We start from the raw sequence: 18,129 nt of genomic DNA on the forward strand, positions 1-18,129 counted from the left end.
GACGGCGCGCGTCGAGGGCGGAACGAAAAAACCTTCGTCTAGCTGGACCTCCCGCAGCATCGATGCCTATAGTCAGGCCGGGGGAATTGCGCCGTGGGGGAGTTCGGCGCCTGGTTCCGCCGAAGAACGCTGTCCAAGCGGAGGAGGGGAGCGCGGGTCTCGCCCGTGTGCCTTGCTTGTAAGCGTTGATCACGTCCACGGGCCGGCAGGCCCGATCGCCGCGATCCAGGGAGGGAGCGAATGCCTTCGATCAGGGACCACTCCGAGCGGGTCTACCGCATCGCACATCAATCTTCCGCTGCGGTGACTTCGCCGGTCGCTGCATCGTGGCGCCGCTGCATGACGCTGCACGGCCTGGCGCCCGAGGAGGCGCGTTCACCCTGGCGGCTTTCCGAGAGCGAGTTCCGGCTGGCGCGCGAAAGCTCCGGCGTCCTGATCGCGGAGGCGAAAGGCGAGCTCGACCGGCTGTTCGCCACGGTCGGAAAGGCCGGGTGCTGCCTGCTGCTGACCGACGGAAAGGGCGTTGCGCTGGAACGACGCGGCGCCGGCGGCGACGATGCGGACTTTCGCGGTATCGGGTTGTGGTCGGGAACCGTGTGGAGCGAGGCGAGCGTCGGGACCAATGGCATCGGTACGGCGATCGCGGACGAGCGTCCGGTCCTCATCCAGCGCGACCAACACTTTCTCAGCCGCAATATCGGCCTGAGCTGCGCGACGGCACCGATCCGCGACGAGAGCGGCAAGCTCGCCGCAGCGATAGACATCTCCACCTGCCGCGACGACGCATCCGAGGTGACGCTCTCGATCCTCTCGCAGGCGGTGCGCGATGCCGCAGCGCGAATCGAGGCCAATCTTTTCCGCCGCGCTTTCGTCGGCGCTCGCATCGTTCTCGTCCCGGTCGATCGGACGGGACCTGCACTGCTTGCGGTCGACCGTGACGATCTCGTTCTCGGCGCGACGCGGGCTGCCCGGCTGTGGCTCGGACTCGACGACGAGCGTATCGCCGCCGGCGTCCCGGCTTCCGACCTGCTTCAGGAAGACCTGCCTGGCGAGGGCGGCGAATTGCCGGACGCCGAACGTGCGGCGCTGCGCCGCGCGCTCTCTCGGGCGAAGGGTAATGTGTCGATGGCGGCCGATCTCCTCGGCATCAGCCGCGCGACCCTCTACCGCAAGATGAAGCGGCTTTCTCTCAACTGATCGATATGGACGTCGACCTGTCGCAATTCTGAAACAGTCGGTGCCATCAACCGCGGCGCCGCCCTACCGGAAAAGCGCGTTGGGCCTCACTCTCCTTCCACAGCAACCGCACCGCTGTCATCCAAGGGAGGAAGTCCATGCTGCATCAGAAGATCGTCGAGAACCCCTACAAGCAGAATTACGGAAACTTCATCGGCGGCGAATGGCGCGAACCCGTTGCGGGCCGCTATTTCGACAACACGACGCCGATCACCGGCGGCACGCTTTGCCAGGTCGCGCGTTCAGACGCCGCCGACATCGAGCTTGCTCTCGACGCGGCGCACGCCGCAAGGGAGAAATGGGGCCGGAGTTCGGCGACGGAGCGGTCCAACATACTGATGAAGATCGCCGCCCGCATGGAGGACAATCTGGAGCTTCTGGCACGGGCCGAAACCTGGGACAATGGCAAGCCGATCCGCGAGACGATGGCCGCCGACATTCCGTTGGCGATCGATCATTTTCGCTATTTCGCTGCCTGCATCCGTGCGCAGGAGGGTTCGATCGGCGAGATCGACCACGACACCGTCGCCTACCATTTCCACGAGCCGCTCGGCGTCGTCGGCCAGATCATTCCTTGGAACTTCCCGATCCTGATGGCCGCTTGGAAGCTTGCGCCGGCGCTTGCCGCCGGAAACTGCGTCGTGCTCAAACCGGCCGAGCAGACGCCGGGGTCGATCCTGGTCTGGGCGGAACTTATCGGCGACCTCCTGCCGCCGGGTGTCCTCAACATCGTCAACGGCTTCGGCCTCGAAGCGGGCAAGCCGCTCGCCACCAGCCCGCGCATCGCCAAGATCGCTTTTACCGGCGAGACGACGACCGGGCGGCTTATCATGCAATATGCCAGCCAGAACCTCATCCCGGTCACGTTGGAGCTCGGCGGAAAGTCGCCGAACATCTTCTTCGCGGACGTCGCCAGCGAGGACGACGACTTCTTCGACAAGGCGCTCGAGGGCTTCGCCATGTTCGCGCTGAACCAGGGCGAGGTCTGCACCTGCCCGAGCCGCGCGCTTGTCCAGGAGAGCATCTACGACCGCTTCATGGAGCGGGCGGTAAAGAGGGTCGAGGCGATCCGGCAGGGCAATCCGCTCGATGAAGCAACGATGATCGGTGCCCAGGCTTCGAGCGAACAGCTCGAGAAAATCCTCGCCTATATCGAAATCGGCAAGGAGGAAGGCGCCGAGGTGCTGACCGGCGGCGGGCGCAATGTGCTCGAAGGCGATCTCTCGGGCGGCTACTACGTCAAGCCGACCGTATTCCACGGCCACAACAGGATGCGCATCTTTCAGGAGGAGATTTTCGGGCCGGTCGTGTCGGTCACGACCTTCAAGACGGAAGCCGAGGCGCTGGAAATCGCCAATGACACGCTCTACGGGCTCGGCGCCGGCGTGTGGAGCCGCGATGCCAATCGCTGCTACCGCTTCGGCCGCGCGATCGAGGCCGGCCGTGTCTGGACCAATTGCTACCACGCCTATCCGGCGCACGCCGCCTTCGGCGGTTACAAGCAATCCGGCATCGGGCGCGAGACGCACAAGATGATGCTCGATCACTACCAGCAGACGAAGAACATGCTGGTAAGCTACAGCCCGAAAGCGCTCGGCTTCTTCTGAGCCGGCCGGGCCCGTGCCGGCCCGGTCCTCGCGGCGGGCTCCCGATGCTTCATCGGGGGCCCTCCGGCTTCTGCGAATGAGGAGATGCAAATTGAGCGACGGAGCAACGGAGCCGCGCGTGCTTGCGACGGATGCGGCGATCGACCTCATCCGCGAAATCCGGCGCGATCATCCGGATATACTCTTTCACCAGTCGGGCGGCTGCTGCGACGGCTCGTCGCCCATGTGCTACCCGGCGGACGATTACATCGTCGGCGACAACGACGTGAAGCTCGGCGAGATCGACGGCGTGCCCGTCTATATCAGCTCGAGTCAGTACGAGGTCTGGAAGCACACGCAGCTGATCATCGACGTCGTGCCCGGCAGGGGCGGCATGTTTTCGCTGGATAACGGCCGGGAGAAGCGGTTCCTCACCCGCTCGCGCCTGTTTGGTGGGGGCGAGGTTTGCCTGGTGCAGCCCCGCGGTTGACCACGGGAAATTTGTTCGCGTGTTTTCGTTTCATGCTATCGCTGGTTATCTTCAAGCGATGGATGGCGGGCATGGACAAGCAGCAAGACAAGCACCTGAAATTCCGCGCATTGCACGATCGCGAGGGCGCTTTCGTAATCCCCAATCCCTGGGATGCAGGTTCTGCGCGCATTCTCGCGGCGGTCGGCTTCGAGGCGCTGGCGACGACGAGCGCGGGGCTTGCGTTTTCCATCGGCCGGAGGGATTCGGCGGCGGCTCTCTCGCGCGACGTCATATTGCAGAATGCCCGCGATATCGTCGAGGCGACCGAATTGCCGGTGTCCGCGGATCTGGAGGACGGCTTCGGTAAGGATCCGCCTTGCTGTGCCGAGACGATTTCGCTTGCGGCAGGCGTCGGGCTCGTCGGTGGTTCGATCGAAGACGCAACCGGTGATGCGGCCGATCCCGTCTTCGAGTTCGGCCTGGCCGTGGAACGTGTTGCCGCTGCCGCAGAGGAAGCCCGCAAGCACCCCTTCGTCCTCACCGCGCGCGCCGAGAACTTCCTGTGCGGACGGCCTGACCTCGACGATACCATCCGGCGCCTCGTCGCATTCGAGGAGGCCGGTGCGGATGTCCTCTATGCGCCGGGGCTGCCTGACATCAAGGCGATCCGAACGGTCTGCTCCGCCGTCAAGCGCCCGGTCAATGTGGTCATGGGGCTCGCCGGGCAGGTCTACACAGTGGAACAACTGCAGGAGGCGGGCGTGAAGCGCATCAGTGTCGGCGGCTCTTTTGCACGGGCGGCCCTTGCCGCACTCATGAGCGCGGCGCGAGAGGTCAAGGAGCACGGCACTTTCACCTATGCGAAAAGTGCCATGCCGGCCCGCGAGGCGGCATCATACATGCTGGACGTCAAGAGATGAACGACGTCCGCGTCTGATGAGACGCGCGGCGTCGTAAACGTCAATCGAACAGGCTCGATACCGATTCTTCCTGGCTCGTGCGGCTGATCGCCTCGCCGAGCAGCGCGGCGGTCGAGATCACACGGATATTGTGCGCGGACTGCACTGCCGTCGTCGGCTGGATCGAATCGGTGATCACCAGTTCTTTCAGCATCGAGGAGGTGACGCGCGCGACAGCGCCGCCGGAGAGGACGCCGTGGGTGATATAGGCAGTGACGCTGGTCGCGCCGTTCTTCAGCAGTGCCTCGGCGGCGTTGCAGAGCGTACCGCCGGAATCGACGATATCGTCGATGAGGAGGCAGTCCTTGCCGTTGACTTCGCCGATGACGTTCATGACTTCCGATTCACCGGGGCGGTCGCGACGCTTGTCGACGATCGCCAGCAGACAGTCCAGCCGCTTGGCGAGCGCCCGGGCACGCACGACGCCGCCGACATCCGGCGAAACGACCATGACGTTCTTGAGATTGTAGTTCTCCTTGACGTCTCGCGCGAGGATCGGAACGGCGTAGAGGTTGTCGGTCGGGATATCGAAGAAGCCCTGGATCTGCCCGGCGTGCAGGTCGAGGGTCAGAACGCGGTCCGCACCGGCTTCGGTAATGAGATTGGCGACCAGCTTGGCGGAGATCGGCGTGCGAGGACCGGGTTTTCGGTCCTGCCGGGCATAGCCGAAATAGGGAAGGACGGCGGTGATGCGGCGAGCCGAGGAGCGCCGGACCGCGTCGATCATAATGAGGAGTTCCATCAGATGATCGTTGGTCGGGAAGGAAGTCGACTGGACGATGAAGACGTCCTCGCCGCGCACGTTCTCGCCGATCTCGACGAAGATTTCCTGATCGGCGAAGCGCCTTACTGTGGCTTTGCCGAGCGGCAGGTTGAGATAGTTGCAGATCGCTTCGGCCAGCAGCCGGTTCGAATTGCCTGCGAAAACCTTCATTGACGGTCCGCCTTGAGCTGGCGCGGCCACGTCCGGTCGTCCGGGGGTGGGTTCTCCGCGCAGATTCCGTGAGCCATTCCGATTGCGGGCAATCACTGCGGACGGCCGCTGTCAGAGCTGATCGGCCGCTTTTTAGCGTCCTTGAAGGTGAATGCAAGGGGATTGCTGCGGCGCAACGCTCAATATCCGAAAAACTTTGCGCCAGCCGCCCAAGATGACGGCGATTCCGGGCCGATTGGCCGAAAATCGGAAAGCGCGGCAAGCGGAGCCCGAGCGGAGACGCTATCCCGCAGTCGACCGACGCCATTCGATGTAGGCGTCGATCGTCTGGCTGGCGATCGCCTCCATCGTTTCTGCCGGGACCGCGCTCCAGGGGTCGGCCGCTGTGTTTGCAACGGAGTCTTGTCCCTGGATGCGGTGCAGGCGATTGCCGCTGCCGTCGAGTATGTCCCAGACATAGACGACCGTCGTCTTGCCGCCGTCGTTGAGCGCTGAAAAATATCCCTTGAGGATATGGTCGCTGGTTTTGTCGGTCGAGCTCTTGATCGCGAGGCCCTGACTGCGCGCCGAGGCTCCGAGCTGCTTCGAGAGCGGCGTGACCGCCTGGACCGGTGCGCCGATGATCGGCAGAAAACGGATTCCGCCCGAGCCGGTCGCAGCTGCCGCAGGCGATGCGGCGGCTTGCTGCGTCGGCGCGGGCGCCTGCGTCGTTTCGACCGGTGGGGGCTGCTCCTCGCCGCCATTGTCTTGCGTCGCGTCTTCCACGGGCGGTGCCTGATGCCGGGCGATCCGGGCAGGCGCCGACTGAGGCTGCATCGTCTGTACCGGTGCTTCACCGCCGGCGAGACGGTTTGCCTGGCCTTCCAGCGTGCCGGCCGGGTCGGTGTAGTCGCTATAGCCGACATTGTCGGCGGCGTGCTGCGAAGGCGGGCTCGAAATGTTCGGCTGTGCCGCGAAGGCGGCGGAGCGGCCCGGCGGCACGCTTTCCACCGGCATCACCGCGGTCTGCGCCGACATGGAGTCGAGATCCGACTGGGTCACCGGAGGGGAGCGGAAAGTGCCTTCGCCCACATCCACCTGCGGGATCAGGGCGTCGGTCGTGTTGCAGCCGGCCAAGGCGGCGGCAAGGCCAAGGCTGGCGATCGGATTGATCTGCTTGCGCATCGTTCCCACCGTCTCCGCTAGATCACGATGATTCGAGGTCGAGCCGACCTAAAATCGTGACCGTGATCGCTTCCAAAGAGCGAGAGCGGGACGCGGGCGGAAAACCGCACGCACTTTTCCTCATCCCGCCCTCGAACATCCCGGCGCCGGCTGCAGCGCCGCGCGCCCTATGGACGCGCAAAGGTCGCTGCAGCAGGATCAGCCGCCGGCGCGTTCTTCACTTTCGACGGAAATCATAGGGCGATTTCCTTACGCAGATATGAAGTCCAGTCCGTAGCGCGAGAGCGGGCGGGGGGTGTCGGCCGTGGTGAGATAGGTCTGGCCGAGCGTCATGGCGGTGCCGCTGTCCGAATCCATGATGATCATGTGGACGAAGAGGGACATGTCCGGCTCGATCTCCTGCGGATTGCCGATGTGGAACATCTGGTGTTCCATCCAGGAGGGCGAGAAGCGTGCGCCGAGCGAATAGCCGCAGGCGTTCAGACGGTGCCGGGCAAGGCCGCGCTCGTCCATGATCTTTGCATGCACGTCGAAGACGGTCCCGAAGGTATTGCCGGGTCGAAGCACCATTTCGATCGCCTGGATCGTTTCCCTGCAGGCGCTGTAAAGCTCGCGGTGGCGGTTGGTGGGCTCGCCGATCACGACCGTGCGCATCATCGCCGCATGGTAATGGGCGCTGACACCGGCCCATTCGAGCGTGAGCTGATCGTTGGCGTCGAGGTTGCGCCGGCCGGCCTTGTAGCGGCAGAGCAGTGCGTCGGCCCCGGAACCGATGATGAACTCATTGGCCGGATAGTCGCCGCCGCCGGCGAAAACGGCACCCTGCATGGCCGCGAGGATATCCGCCTCGCTGCCGCCCGGGCGGATGAGTGGCAGCGCCGCGTCGAGCGCGTCGTCTGCAAGGCTCGCCGCCTTCTCGACATAAGCGATCTCCGCCGGGCTCTTGATCAGACGAAGGCGGCTGACGAGCAGCGACGCGTCGACCAGTTCCCCGAAAGTGGAGAGCTGGTGGTCGACGAGGCGCGCCGTTCTTCCCGTCATGCCGTGGGTGTCGTATTCGACGCCGATGCGGCGGCCGAGGAGATCGAGTTCACTGAGCAGGTTCTTGAGGTCCATGGCCGGATCGGCATTGACTCGATCCACCCATATTTCGATGCGCTCGATATTCGACGTATGACGCGCCTGGCGCAGGTCGGCCGAACGGGTGAGCAGGACCATGGAACCATCCCGCTTGACCACCAGCGACTGGAAGAAGCAATAGCCGAAGGTGTCGTAGCCGGTCAGCCAGTACATGCTCTCCTGCGCGAAGAGCAGTATCGCGTCGAGCTTTTCTTCCTGCATCTTGGCCGTGAGCCGCGCCAGGCGGGCCGCATATTCTTCTTCGGCGAAATGAAGCGCCATCTCAAACCTCCCGTATGGAAATCGCTGATATCTGCCGCCCGTAATCAGGCTCCTGCCTGTGCGTCGTGCGGCGATAGGAGAAGAAGCGGTCTTCGTCCGCATAGGTGCAGATGCCGAGGTGTTCCGCCGTCACGCCGGCCTCGGTCAGCCGCCGGACCGTCAATCCGGGAAGGTCGAACATGGCGTGGCCGTCGCGGCCCGACGGCGTGAAAAACGACGCATAGCTTGCCTCGGTGGCGACGAAGCGGGCTACGAATTCGGGGCCGACCTCGTAGTGGCTCCGGCTGATCGACGGTCCGAGACAGGCGATGATGCGCTCGCGGCGGGCGCCGAGCGAGATCATCGCTTCGACGGTGCTTTCGAGCACGCCGCCGAGCGCGCCCTTCCATCCGGCATGGGCGGCACCGATGACGCCTGCTTCCGGATCGGCGAAAAGGACCGGACCGCAGTCGGCGGAGAGAACGCCGAGGACGATGCCGGGCGTTGCCGTTACCAGCGCATCGGCATCCGGCCGCGCGCCGTCGTAACCGGCGTCGACGATGATCGCGTCCGGCGAATGGACCTGGTGCACCGTGGCAAGTTGTCGTGGCTCCGCGTCGAACCAGCGGGCGACCCGGGCTCGGTTCTCGCCGACCCGTTCCCGCTCGTCGTTCGAGCCGAGACCGACATTCAAACCGCGGTAGATGCCCTCGGAAACGCCTCCCTGGCGCGTGAAATAACCATGTGCGATTGCCGGGCCTGCCTTTGCGGCGAAGAGCGGGCTCTGCACAGGGGATAGCGAGGCATCATCCTGCATTCGGTGTTTTCGCCCTCGTGATTTTCTAAGCTTCGTTGGAATTGAGGGCGCGTTGCGGCCCGTCGACTTGCAGCTGATTTGCCGGCGCGATGTTGACCCGGCAGGCGGGGACTGTCAATCGCCCTGCCGAGCCGAGAGACCCGAGGCGGTGCACGGCCGGCGCTAAGACGCCTTCTTCCGGAAGGGCGCCAAGGCGACTTCCGGACTGCTTACCACCAGCACCTTGAACAGCTCCCCCATCCTGCCCGCGCCGGAGCCCGCAAGCCGCTCGACATCGTCGCGGATGCTTTCCTGGGTCGTGTCGTCCTTGTCCCGGCCGAGTGCCGCAGCGCGTTCCAGGAGTCCGAGGCCGACCAGGAAATCACCCTGACGGGCAAGTCCGTTGATCTGCACACCCTCCGCTTTCGCACGGCTCGCCAACTGCTCGAAATCGACATGGCTGGTCAGGTCGGCGAGACCGGGATTGGCAAGCGGCGGATCATATTCGTGATTGCGGACGGCCTGCAGCGTGTCGCCGTAGCCGGTCGCCAGATGGCCGTAGTCGATGATGATCGCCGTGCCGCTGCCGGCCCGGAGGCGCTCGCAAAGCGCGGCCATCACCGCGTCGCGGGCGGGGGAGATTTCGAAGACCGTGCCTTCCGCGACGGTGGGCGCGGGAGAGGGCAGCAATGCGGGATCAATGCCGGCAATGCCTGCGGCAAAGGTCAATCGGCCCTCCGCATCGAGGCCGACCATGCGCTCACGGAAGCCCAGTGCGGTCCGCACGAACTGACGGATCGGAATTGCGTCGAAAAGCTCGTTCGCAGCCAGGAGCAGGAATCCGGAGGGAAGGCTGTCGAAGCTCTCATGCCAGCGGACCTTGCCTTCGTGTTCAGCCAAGGTCTCGGCCTGCAGCTTGCGAAGCCGGTCGCTGGTTTCGACGAGATGAACGGTTGCGGTCCGGTACAGCGCCGGCGCCAGCCGCCGGATGACGCGGAGCATGTCGGACATCATCGTGCCGCGGCCCGGACCGATCTCGGCGATAATCGCGTCCTCAGGCGTGCCGTGCTGCTGCCATGCATGCACGAGGAATATGCCGATCATCTCGCCGAAGAGCTGGCTGATCTCCGGCGCGGTGGTGAAATCTCCCGCCGGCCCGAACGGTTCGCGGACGCGGTAATAGCCATGCTGCGGATCGGCAAGGCAGAGGGAGAAATAGTCGGTCACGCTGATCGGTCCGTTGGTCCGGATCAGCGCCTTGACCTTGTCGGCGAGAGGATTCGTCATGACTTGTCCAGTCAAGCGGCGGCAGCCGCGCTGCGCGCCCGCGCAATGGCCCAGATTCCGACCAGTAGCATCGGCAGTGAAAGTACCATGCCCATGGTAAGCCAGTCCCCCGCAAGATAGCCGATCTGTGCGTCCGGTTCGCGGAAGAATTCCACGAAAATGCGGCTCGCGGCATAGCCGCAGACGAAGATGCCGGTGACAAGGCCGGGTATTTTCAAGGCTCTGCGGCGATAGACGAACCAGGCGAGTACGACCAGAAGCACGATGCCCTCGAGGCCCGCCTCGTAAAGCTGACTGGGATGACGGGCGAAGGGGCCTCCCGTCGGGAAGACGACCGCCCAGGGCATCGAGGACAGGCGGCCCCAGAGTTCTCCATTGATGAAATTGGCGATGCGCCCGAAGAAGAGCCCGATCGGCACCACTGCTGCCACGACGTCGAACAGGCTCCAGAGGGGGATGGCGTTCCTGCGCGCAAAGATGATCATCGCCAGCGTGGTGCCGAGAAGGCCGCCATGGAAGGACATGCCGCCGTTCCAGATCTGGATCGCGCGGACGGGATTCTCGAGGATGGAGCCGAGATCGTAGAAAAGGATGTAGCCGATGCGCCCGCCAAGTACGATGCCGCCGGCCGCCCAGAGCAGGAAGTCGTCAAGCTGCGCCAGGTTGAGGGGGGCGATGCCGTTGCGCCAGAGCGAAGCGTTCTGGATTATGCGGCGCGCGTAGAGCCATCCGAGGAGTATCCCCGCGACATAGGCGAGCCCGTACCAGCGCACGGCGAGCGGCCCTATCGTGAAGATGACGGGGTCGATTTCGGGGAAGGGCAGGATGGCGAGGCGGGTCGCGATTGTTTCCAAGGTCTTCTCTCGTGCCGGACCGATGATTTCGGCGGAACATGACGAGCGAATCCGGCGCGGTCAAGCACCCGCTGCCGCCGCGCAGCGACGCCCCCGCCTCTTCGAACGTAGAAAGGTGCCCGCAGTACGCTATACTGCCCCATCGCCCCATCGCAAATTCAAGGACCCTGGAGAACGTTGAGCGGCGTCACGGACGTCATTTTCCTTGCATCCTCACGCCGGGGACCCTACCTGAAATCATGAGCTCCGCCGCATGTGGCGGGATGGAAATGGAGACCAGAAAGATGAGCACAGGCGCCAACCGTATTCTCGATGATCTCGCTCGGCTGATGACGGATGCGGCGGGTGCGGCCCAAGGGGTGCGGCGCGAGGTCGAGGCGGCATTCCGGGCGCAAACCGAAAACTGGCTGAATTCGCTCGATGTCGTGAAGCGCGAGGAGTTCGAGGCGGTCAAGGAGATGGCCGCACGGGCACGGGACGAAAACGACGCTCTCCTTACTCGTATCGAAGCGCTGGAAGCACGTTTGGCCGCGACCGGTCCGGCAGCCGGCGACATCACGACGGGCAAGTAAAAAACCTGCCGCAGGTTGGCCTTCGGTCGCCGTCTACCCTCGAGCCGTGTGCCTTTCCGGTTCTCACGGATGCGAATGCGGCGCGGGGCCAATCGGCCACCCCGCCGTCGCCCGGCGCATTTCACTTCGTCAGCGTCACGGTTAACAAAAACTGAAAAGTTTTCCACCTGTGGACACTGGCAAAAAACCTTTATCGCAGAGTCGTTTAAGCAGCCGCGCTGAATCAGATTCATAGCGCGGGGCGCAATTCTTCCCGGCAATTTTTAGGCTCAGGGGCTGGCACGCTGACTCTGCCGTTATACACTGATTTTAAATGATGATTCGACACGGACCAAGCAAGCTCCGGGCAGGGTGAGTAAGCCAGGATAGTCGCAGGTCCAGCAATCATAGTGTGTTCGTATCCGGTATTGGGTTTGCAGTGTTGCGTCCTGTGAGCGTGACTTTGCGCGCCTTAGCCGCGCCTTTAGGGTGATGCATGAGCCTTTTGGAAATGGAAGTCGAGCGCCAGTCCAACCCGGTCGATATGATCGAGTTCGTTGCCGCGAACAATGACTGGTCGTTCGAGCGATCCGGCGAGGACGAAATTGCCATGACCGTCGAAGGCAGGTGGGCGGACTACCATGTTTCCTTTTCCTGGATGGAGGAGTTCGAGGCGCTGCATCTGGCCTGTGCCTTCGACATCAAGGTGCCGGACAGCCGCGCAAACGAGGTGATACGACTTCTGTCCCATATCAACGGCCAGGTGCTGATGGGTCATTTCGATCTTTGGCGCCAAGAAGAAGTCATCATCTTCCGGCAATCTCTGTTGCTCGCCGGTGGAGCGGAACCGACGAACCAGCAGGTCGAGGTGCTCCTGTCGAACGCGCTCGACGCCTGCGAATCCTATTTCCAAGCGTTCCAGTTCGTCGTTTGGTCGGGCATGGACGCGCAGCGCGCGGTCGACGCGGTATTGTTCGAGACCGTTGGGGAGGCATGAAGTGAGCTTTGCCGTTTCGGGTCCGATCGTGCTCGTCGGCGCCGGCAATATGGGCGGCGCCATGCTCGCGGGCTGGCTGAAGAGCGGAGTGCGCGGCAACGACGTTCTCGTCATCGATCCGGGCCCGTCACCGGCGATGGCAAAGCTGCTCACGGATAGCGGTGTGCAACATGCGACCTCCGCTCCGGCGGGCGCCGAGGCGGGCGCGATCTTCATCGCGGTCAAGCCGCAGGTAATGGAAACAGTGCTGCCACCCCTGAAAGGGCTCGTCGGTCCGCGAACCGTGATCGTTTCGGTGGCCGCCGGCAAGACGCTCGGTTTCATCGAGCGGCACCTGGGTGAGGCGGCGACGGTGCGCGCCATGCCGAATACGCCGGCCATGATCGGACGTGGTGTGACCGGCGCCTTCGCGAATGCGCGCGTCAGCGATGCTCAGCGCGCCCTTGTGCATGATCTGCTGAAAGTCAGCGGCCCCGTCGAATGGGTCGGGAGCGAAGCGGATATCGATGCCGTGACCGCCGTCTCCGGCAGCGGCCCGGCCTATGTCTTTTATCTCGTCGAGTGCATGGCGGAGGCCGGGCGCAAGGCCGGACTCGAGGCGGACCTAGCCATGCGTCTTGCTCGGGAAACCGTCGCGGGGGCTGGTGAACTCCTCCATCAGTCCCCCGACGATGCAGCGCGCCTGCGCCAGAACGTCACTTCGCCCGGCGGTACCACGGCGGCTGCACTGGCGGTATTGATGGCGGATGACGGCATGCAGCCGCTCTTCGACCGGGCCATTGAGGCGGCGCGCAAGCGCGCGGAAGAACTGGCCGGGTAATTCCAGGCGAGAACGGCGCGTCTCGCAGTTCACTTTGAAGTTGTCGCAATCGTTCACGTTTCCGGTCGTACGTCGAATCGACCCATCGACGTGATCCGGGGAACATTCATGACCGAAATCATTTCCTACGCCGATTTCGAACGCGTCGACATACGTGTCGGTACAATCGTGGAAGCGGAACCCTTTCCCGAGGCGCGCAAGCCGGCAATCAAGCTCAAGATCGATTTCGGCCCTGACATCGGCATCAGGAAATCCTCCGCGCAAATCACGGCGCACTACAAGCCCGAGGAACTCGTCGGCAGGCAGGTTCTGGGTGTCGTCAATTTTCCGCCGCGCCAGATCGGCCCCGTCCGTTCCGAGGTGCTCACGCTCGGCTTCGAAGACGAGGCCGGTGCGATCGTGCTCGCATCCACCGACAAGCCGGTGCCGAACGGCAAGAAGCTGATGTGATCGTCCCCGTATTTACGTCGGGACACGCACCGTCGCGCGCAGGCCGCCGAGGGGGCTGTCTGCGAGCGTGACATTGCCGCCATGGCTGCGGGCGATGTCGCGGGCAACGGCAAGGCCGAGGCCGGTGCCGGAACTGTCGAGATTGCGGGCTTCGTCCAGGCGGAAGAACGGTTTGAACACGTCTTCGCGTGACCGCTCGGGAATGCCCGGGCCGTCGTCATCGACTGTGATGGTCAGCCATTTCGCGCTCTGGCGGGCCTCGATATGCACGGTGTTCGCATAGCGATAGGCGTTGGATGCGAGATTGGAGATGAGCCGCGTGAAGGCGTTCGGCCTCACGTGAATCTCGTTCTCGCCCTGGATCTCGGTCGTCAGCGTCTTGCCGTACAACTCCGCCTCCGCCGAAAGCCGCGCCATCAGATCGCTGAGTTTCAGCTGGCCGACATCCTCTTCCGCGTCTCCTCGGGCGAAGGCGAGGTAGCCTTCCAGCATGTTCTGCATGTCCTCCACGTCCTGGTTGAGGCTTTCGAGGTCCGGATTGTTGCCCACAAGTGCCAGCTGCAGCTTGAACCGGGTCAGGATCGTCCTCAAGTCGTGGCTGACACCGGTCAGCATCGCGGTGCGCTGTTCGATCTGGCGCTCGATCCGCTCGCGCATCAGGATGAAGGCGAGACCAGCCCGCCGAATTTCATTGGCACCCCGCGGTGCGAAATCGTCGATCTTCTGTCCCTTGCCGAAGCTCTCCGCTGCGCTTGCGAGCGCCAGGATCGGCCTGATCTGCCCGCGCAGGAAGAGAATCGCGATCGTCAGCAAGACGAGAGACGCACCGACCATCCATACGAGGAAGATGTGTGTGTTCGATGCATAGGCCTGGTTGCGGCGGGCATAGACCCTGAGAATGCGGTCGTCTTCGAGCTTGATACGAATTTCCACGATCTTCGAATTGCCGACCGTATCGATCCAGAAGGGACGCCGGATCTGGTCCGAAATCTCCTCGCTGAGGATCTGGTCGAGGATTTCGAAGAAGGGCTTGGGGCGTGGCGGCGGCAGCTCTCCGCCGGGCTCGACGGTTATGTTGAGGTCGAGCTGATCGCGGGCGATGCGGACGATCTGGTCGATATCGCCCTCCCGCGGGAAGGTCGTGATCAGGTCGACGATGGCGGCGATGTCGTTGGTCACCGCCGAGGAGAGGCGCTGGGTGACGAGTTGCCAGTGCCGCTCCATGAACACGAAGGCGACCACGGACTGCAGCAGCACCATCGGGATGACGACGATCAGAAGCGAGCGCGCGTAAAGACCCATCGGCAGCCGGCGCCGCAGCCAGCGGACCACGCGCTTCCAGCCGCCGTCCGCGGGTGTCGTTCCTTCGCGCTTCAAACCGTCAAAGCTTGCCATGGCCCTTGATCCGGCTCTCGTTTCTGCCCATCGTCAGTCAACGCTCAGCCGGTAACCGATGCCGCGAACGGTCTGCAGCCAGACGGGGTTGGAAGGATCGTCCTCGATTTTACGCCTTAGCCGGTTTATCTGCACGTCTATCGTCCGCTCGCCGACCTCGGCGTCGTCGCCGATCAGCTCGTGGCGCGGAATGGTTTCGCCGGCGCGCTGCGAAAACAGCGTCATGATCTCCTGCTCACGGTCGGTGAGGCGGATATGGTCGGCTCCGCGGCGCAATTCCTTGCGCACGACCGAGAAGGTGTAGGGCCCGAAGATAACCTGATCGACCTTATGTGTCTGTGTCGGCTGGTTGCGGCGCAGAATATTGTTGATGCGGAGCACGAGTTCGCGCGGCTCGAAAGGCTTCGGCAGGTAATCGTCGGCGCCCGCCTCCAGCCCTTCGATACGCGAATTCGCCTCCGCCAGGGCCGTCAGCATGATGATCGGCACCGACTTGATCTGCCTGAGACTTTGCGTCAGAGCGATACCGCTTTCCCCCGGCATCATCACGTCGACGACCAGAAGATCAAAATCGATTCCTATCAGCTTTCGCCGGGCCTCGTCGGCATCGGCTGCCGTCGTTACGCGAAATCCCTGTTCGACCAGATAGCGGTTGAGCAGGTCGCGGATGCGCCGGTCATCGTCGACGACCAGAAGATGCGCCGCATCGTCGGAGACTGTCGCCTTTGCTATCATCTTTCGGTACCCTCATTGCCGGTCAAGCCGGAAAGGCTGCGCCAAAAATGCCGGAGACCGTGCAGCACAGGCGCCGCGGTCTCCCATTCTCATTCAAGGGGCTACCCGTTCTGCCACGAACGACGAGCCGACGTCCAATCAGACGCGCACAGGTCGCGTAACATTTTGAATCGTTGTGTGACTCTCGGGCGGCTTCCCTGCAGCGCCGCACAGTGAATCAGCCCGCAACGTCGTTCATCATGTTGGCGAGAAACCGCTTCACGGTTTCCCGCGCACCCGGTCCGGCCCTTGCCAATGCATCCGCTATGCGGCGGGACTGTGGTTCGGCAAGCGCCCGCGCCAGGGCCTGGCCTTCCGGCGTCGTGTAGAGCATGCGCTGCCGCCGGTCTTCGGGACCGGTTACCTGCCGGATATAGCCGGAATCGATCAACTGCTTGAGGACACGGGCAAGGCTCTGCTTGGTGATCTTCAGCGTTTCGAGAAGGTCCGCGACCGTCATGCCGGGTTCGCGGTTCACGAAATGCACGACGCGATGATGCGCGCGGCCGAATCCGCTCTTCTCGAGAATGGCGTCCGGGTCGCCGGTGAAGTCGCGATAGGCAAAGAAAAGCAACTCGATGATCTCGAAATCTATCGTGTCCACATCTTCGCCAGCGCTGTCGCTTACGCTCTTGTTCCTGATCTGGCCGACCACGCGGTCATATCCTTTCAATCGAAATGCCGTTAGCGAAACATACCGCAATATATGTCAGTTTGGTTGACATATTTCCATCGAGTCGCATTCATTCAGGGCGAAGACACGCACATGGCGCCTCGGCGACACGCAGAAAAGGCGGCCGCAGCCGCCTTTTGCATTACGATGGATGTCGCCTGAAGACTCACGCCTGCTTGCCGACGAACTGCCCGACAATGCCGTTGAGAACGCCGCCGCCGACGAGAGCGCCGATTGCCTGCATGGCCAGACCGGTCGCGGCGGCCTCTCCGCCAAGCATCTGGATCAGGAACCCGCCGCCGAGGCCGCCGATGGCACCGACGATCGTGCGTGCCACGACTCCGAATGCCTGCTGCTTCAGCATGGCGCTGGCGGCGTTTCCGCCAGCTGCCCCCGCAATCAACTGGGTAATGATAGGCACTAATGCTTCCATCGATCCCTCCGTCCTGCGACCCCTCATCCAGAGCCGCGACATACCGGACAATCCGGCACGGGAAGGTTGAAGGCGACGGGGAGAATTGTCAATTTTGCCACCACTGGTGTTGGCCACAGGCGGCGATCCGGAAGCGGGCCTGTGGGATAGTCGCTTGAGTTGTTTCGGGAATTTATTTCGGGCGCGCGCGAGCGCACGAGGATCCTCGAAGCGGCATCGCTCGTGCTCTCTCCTGCCGGCGCGCTTCCGACGGGTGATTCGCCATGACGCAGCGTTCTTAAATTGACGCTGCGCCACTGTGCTTTCCCGCTTTTCGCCTGACGATTAGCGATAGACGTAGACAACCCTTCTTGTCCCCGGATCGACAAGGACGGGCTGGCCATTAATGGTCACGTACTGATACTCGTAGTCGGGAATTGGCTGGACGGCCACCGTGTTCGGCAGCGTGGCACCGACGACGGCCTCTCCATCTACATAGACGGTGTCGACCGGGTTCTCGGTGATATAGGTGCGGACCGTAGGAGGCGGAGTCACCGCTTCGACCTGCTCGACCGGACCCACCAGTTCGAGCGGTTCGGACGGCGCCACCACGGTCTCGCCCTCATAGGCGACCGTCGGGACCGAGAGCTCCGTGCGGCGTTCCTGGATAACGGCTGTCGTACCGCCCATGTCCGTGGCCAGGTAACGGGCGTAAGCCCAGCCGCGCAAGCCGTTGACGTCGATGCGGCACCAGTTGCTTCCCTCCATGCAGCCGTCGAGCACGGCAGCACTGCCGCGCGTGGCGACACCGACCGCAGGATATTGCGGGCCGGGTCCCGCACGCACATTGAGGTCCGTCAGCGTCGTTGCGCTCATTTCGGCATGGGCTGCGGGAATGGCGGCGAGCATCGCGCCGGCTGCCAAAGCCGCTCTGAGCGGGGCCGCTTTGAACAGAGTTGGAGAGAGGGTCTTCATCATCTTGTTCCTTCATTTGCAGGCCAGAACGCGCCGCGCTGCAGGGATGTTCCCCCGTCACATCACGAAATGCAGGGATGAAACATATTGCCGTCGCCAAGCGTTGCCCGGACTGAAGGAAGCCGACGAAGTCTTCGCTCTATTGTTGGCCGGCAAGGCGCGGCTGAATTATCGATTTCTATCCGACACAGGATGGCTCCAAGCCGGGAGTGACGAGATGCAAGGTGAGATTTCGGACGATGCCAAGCTTGCCGCCAAACGGTTGCGTCCGCTGGTGGTGGTCGTCGTGACAGCCAAGCTCGTGGTTTCGGTGCTGTTGCTCGCGACGGTGCACTATTCGCCGCCGGCTTCGGAAATCGTGGCCCTGCGCTGATTTGCGCTGTCATACCGCTCGCTTATCGCTATAGCTGGGAA

At 63.3% G+C, this 18,129-nt stretch carries 20 protein-coding genes; 9 read left to right on the plus strand and 11 right to left on the minus strand.

The annotated features are described in order from the left end of the window. The first annotated feature begins 240 nt into the window (after window positions 1–240). The 4 genes from N0Q91_RS05650 to N0Q91_RS05665 all read left to right on the plus strand — a co-directional run bounded on the left by N0Q91_RS05650 (window position 241) and on the right by N0Q91_RS05665 (window position 4,214). Window positions 241–1,197, plus strand: a complete 957-nt coding sequence (locus N0Q91_RS05650; protein ID WP_275597549.1) for a helix-turn-helix domain-containing protein — start codon at window positions 241–243, stop codon at window positions 1,195–1,197. A 137-nt stretch (window positions 1,198–1,334) separates the two neighbouring features. Continuing rightward, window positions 1,335–2,843: an aldehyde dehydrogenase gene (gene adh, locus N0Q91_RS05655; RefSeq protein WP_275597550.1), complete on the plus strand. Its 1,509-nt coding sequence runs from the start codon at window positions 1,335–1,337 to the stop codon at window positions 2,841–2,843. Between the two features lie 91 nt (window positions 2,844–2,934). Further along, entirely contained in the window at window positions 2,935–3,312 is a 378-nt protein-coding gene (locus tag N0Q91_RS05660) for a DUF779 domain-containing protein (RefSeq protein WP_003532871.1), read from the plus strand. 71 nt (window positions 3,313–3,383) lie between these two features. Beyond that, complete coding sequence (locus tag N0Q91_RS05665; RefSeq protein ID WP_275597551.1) at window positions 3,384–4,214, plus strand: isocitrate lyase/PEP mutase family protein; 831 nt, start codon at window positions 3,384–3,386, stop codon at window positions 4,212–4,214. A 40-nt stretch (window positions 4,215–4,254) separates the two neighbouring features. Here N0Q91_RS05665 and N0Q91_RS05670 read toward each other — a convergent pair whose 3' ends face one another. The 6 genes from N0Q91_RS05670 to lgt all read right to left on the minus strand — a co-directional run bounded on the left by N0Q91_RS05670 (window position 4,255) and on the right by lgt (window position 10,668). Continuing rightward, window positions 4,255–5,187 (minus strand): ribose-phosphate pyrophosphokinase, encoded by a 933-nt coding sequence (locus N0Q91_RS05670; protein ID WP_018095645.1) that lies wholly within the window; start codon window positions 5,185–5,187, stop codon window positions 4,255–4,257. A gap of 282 nt (window positions 5,188–5,469) precedes the next feature. Continuing rightward, window positions 5,470–6,351 (minus strand): hypothetical protein, encoded by an 882-nt coding sequence (locus tag N0Q91_RS05675; RefSeq protein WP_275597552.1) that lies wholly within the window; start codon window positions 6,349–6,351, stop codon window positions 5,470–5,472. 249 nt (window positions 6,352–6,600) lie between these two features. After that, a complete protein-coding gene (locus N0Q91_RS05680; RefSeq protein ID WP_018095643.1) occupies window positions 6,601–7,752 on the minus strand; it encodes a M24 family metallopeptidase in 1,152 nt (383 codons plus the stop codon). Window position 7,753: 1 nt separating this feature from the next. Beyond that, window positions 7,754–8,548, minus strand: coding sequence for a peptidoglycan editing factor PgeF (gene pgeF / locus N0Q91_RS05685; RefSeq protein WP_275597553.1), 795 nt, complete (start codon window positions 8,546–8,548; stop codon window positions 7,754–7,756). A 162-nt stretch (window positions 8,549–8,710) separates the two neighbouring features. Next, window positions 8,711–9,814 carry a class I SAM-dependent methyltransferase gene (locus N0Q91_RS05690; RefSeq protein ID WP_275597554.1) on the minus strand — a complete coding sequence of 368 codons (1,104 nt, stop codon included), beginning with the start codon at window positions 9,812–9,814 and terminating at the stop codon, window positions 8,711–8,713. An 11-nt stretch (window positions 9,815–9,825) separates the two neighbouring features. Beyond that, window positions 9,826–10,668, minus strand: coding sequence for a prolipoprotein diacylglyceryl transferase (gene lgt / locus N0Q91_RS05695; RefSeq protein WP_275597555.1), 843 nt, complete (start codon window positions 10,666–10,668; stop codon window positions 9,826–9,828). A gap of 284 nt (window positions 10,669–10,952) precedes the next feature. Here lgt and N0Q91_RS05700 point away from each other — a divergent pair, with 284 nt between their 5' ends. From N0Q91_RS05700 to N0Q91_RS05715, 4 genes are all read left to right on the plus strand, one after another. Next, window positions 10,953–11,240 carry an accessory factor UbiK family protein gene (locus N0Q91_RS05700; protein ID WP_275597556.1) on the plus strand — a complete coding sequence of 96 codons (288 nt, stop codon included), beginning with the start codon at window positions 10,953–10,955 and terminating at the stop codon, window positions 11,238–11,240. Window positions 11,241–11,715: 475 nt separating this feature from the next. After that, entirely contained in the window at window positions 11,716–12,216 is a 501-nt protein-coding gene (locus tag N0Q91_RS05705; RefSeq protein WP_018095638.1) for a type III secretion system chaperone family protein, read from the plus strand. A gap of 1 nt (window position 12,217) precedes the next feature. Then, window positions 12,218–13,036 (plus strand): pyrroline-5-carboxylate reductase, encoded by an 819-nt coding sequence (gene proC, locus N0Q91_RS05710; RefSeq protein ID WP_275597557.1) that lies wholly within the window; start codon window positions 12,218–12,220, stop codon window positions 13,034–13,036. A gap of 108 nt (window positions 13,037–13,144) precedes the next feature. Further along, the gene (locus tag N0Q91_RS05715) at window positions 13,145–13,486 is read left to right on the plus strand and encodes a tRNA-binding protein (protein ID WP_018095636.1); all 342 of its coding nucleotides are present in this window, start codon (window positions 13,145–13,147) and stop codon (window positions 13,484–13,486) included. Window positions 13,487–13,498: 12 nt separating this feature from the next. Here N0Q91_RS05715 and N0Q91_RS05720 read toward each other — a convergent pair whose 3' ends face one another. The 5 genes from N0Q91_RS05720 to N0Q91_RS05740 form a co-directional block, all read right to left on the minus strand. Next, window positions 13,499–14,881: an ATP-binding protein gene (locus N0Q91_RS05720; protein WP_100671822.1), complete on the minus strand. Its 1,383-nt coding sequence runs from the start codon at window positions 14,879–14,881 to the stop codon at window positions 13,499–13,501. 33 nt (window positions 14,882–14,914) lie between these two features. Further along, a complete protein-coding gene (locus N0Q91_RS05725) occupies window positions 14,915–15,616 on the minus strand; it encodes a response regulator (RefSeq protein ID WP_013844742.1) in 702 nt (233 codons plus the stop codon). A 217-nt stretch (window positions 15,617–15,833) separates the two neighbouring features. Continuing rightward, on the minus strand, window positions 15,834–16,310 hold the full coding sequence (locus N0Q91_RS05730) for a MarR family winged helix-turn-helix transcriptional regulator (RefSeq protein WP_026168663.1): 477 nt from the start codon (window positions 16,308–16,310) through the stop codon (window positions 15,834–15,836). Between the two features lie 184 nt (window positions 16,311–16,494). Continuing rightward, a complete protein-coding gene (locus N0Q91_RS05735) occupies window positions 16,495–16,761 on the minus strand; it encodes a hypothetical protein (protein ID WP_100671820.1) in 267 nt (88 codons plus the stop codon). Between the two features lie 324 nt (window positions 16,762–17,085). Next, window positions 17,086–17,715 carry a DUF1236 domain-containing protein gene (locus tag N0Q91_RS05740; protein ID WP_275597558.1) on the minus strand — a complete coding sequence of 210 codons (630 nt, stop codon included), beginning with the start codon at window positions 17,713–17,715 and terminating at the stop codon, window positions 17,086–17,088. Window positions 17,716–17,719: 4 nt separating this feature from the next. Here N0Q91_RS05740 and N0Q91_RS05745 point away from each other — a divergent pair, with 4 nt between their 5' ends. After that, on the plus strand, window positions 17,720–18,088 hold the full coding sequence (locus N0Q91_RS05745) for a hypothetical protein (protein WP_275598157.1): 369 nt from the start codon (window positions 17,720–17,722) through the stop codon (window positions 18,086–18,088). The last annotated feature ends 41 nt before the right edge of the window (window positions 18,089–18,129 follow it).

The sequence above is a fragment of the Sinorhizobium prairiense genome (assembly GCF_029201645.2).
Taxonomy (GTDB): Bacteria; Pseudomonadota; Alphaproteobacteria; order Rhizobiales; family Rhizobiaceae; genus Sinorhizobium; species Sinorhizobium meliloti_A.

Excerpts from the sequence above, each read along its gene's own strand:
- N0Q91_RS05725 (WP_013844742.1), bottom strand. The coding sequence starts at position 15,616 with ATGATAGCAAAGGCGACAGTCTCCGACGATGCGGCGCATCTTCTGGTC.
- N0Q91_RS05690 (WP_275597554.1), bottom strand. The coding sequence starts at position 9,814 with ATGACGAATCCTCTCGCCGACAAGGTCAAGGCGCTGATCCGGACCAAC.
- N0Q91_RS05715 (WP_018095636.1), top strand. The coding sequence starts at position 13,145 with ATGACCGAAATCATTTCCTACGCCGATTTCGAACGCGTCGACATACGT.
- N0Q91_RS05735 (WP_100671820.1), bottom strand. The coding sequence starts at position 16,761 with ATGGAAGCATTAGTGCCTATCATTACCCAGTTGATTGCGGGGGCAGCT.
- N0Q91_RS05665 (WP_275597551.1), top strand. The coding sequence starts at position 3,384 with ATGGACAAGCAGCAAGACAAGCACCTGAAATTCCGCGCATTGCACGAT.
- N0Q91_RS05650 (WP_275597549.1), top strand. The coding sequence starts at position 241 with ATGCCTTCGATCAGGGACCACTCCGAGCGGGTCTACCGCATCGCACAT.
- N0Q91_RS05720 (WP_100671822.1), bottom strand. The coding sequence starts at position 14,881 with ATGGCAAGCTTTGACGGTTTGAAGCGCGAAGGAACGACACCCGCGGAC.
- adh (WP_275597550.1), top strand. The coding sequence starts at position 1,335 with ATGCTGCATCAGAAGATCGTCGAGAACCCCTACAAGCAGAATTACGGA.
- N0Q91_RS05670 (WP_018095645.1), bottom strand. The coding sequence starts at position 5,187 with ATGAAGGTTTTCGCAGGCAATTCGAACCGGCTGCTGGCCGAAGCGATC.
- N0Q91_RS05675 (WP_275597552.1), bottom strand. The coding sequence starts at position 6,351 with ATGCGCAAGCAGATCAATCCGATCGCCAGCCTTGGCCTTGCCGCCGCC.
- N0Q91_RS05680 (WP_018095643.1), bottom strand. The coding sequence starts at position 7,752 with ATGGCGCTTCATTTCGCCGAAGAAGAATATGCGGCCCGCCTGGCGCGG.
- N0Q91_RS05705 (WP_018095638.1), top strand. The coding sequence starts at position 11,716 with ATGAGCCTTTTGGAAATGGAAGTCGAGCGCCAGTCCAACCCGGTCGAT.
- pgeF (WP_275597553.1), bottom strand. The coding sequence starts at position 8,548 with ATGCAGGATGATGCCTCGCTATCCCCTGTGCAGAGCCCGCTCTTCGCC.
- N0Q91_RS05740 (WP_275597558.1), bottom strand. The coding sequence starts at position 17,715 with ATGAAGACCCTCTCTCCAACTCTGTTCAAAGCGGCCCCGCTCAGAGCG.
- N0Q91_RS05700 (WP_275597556.1), top strand. The coding sequence starts at position 10,953 with ATGAGCACAGGCGCCAACCGTATTCTCGATGATCTCGCTCGGCTGATG.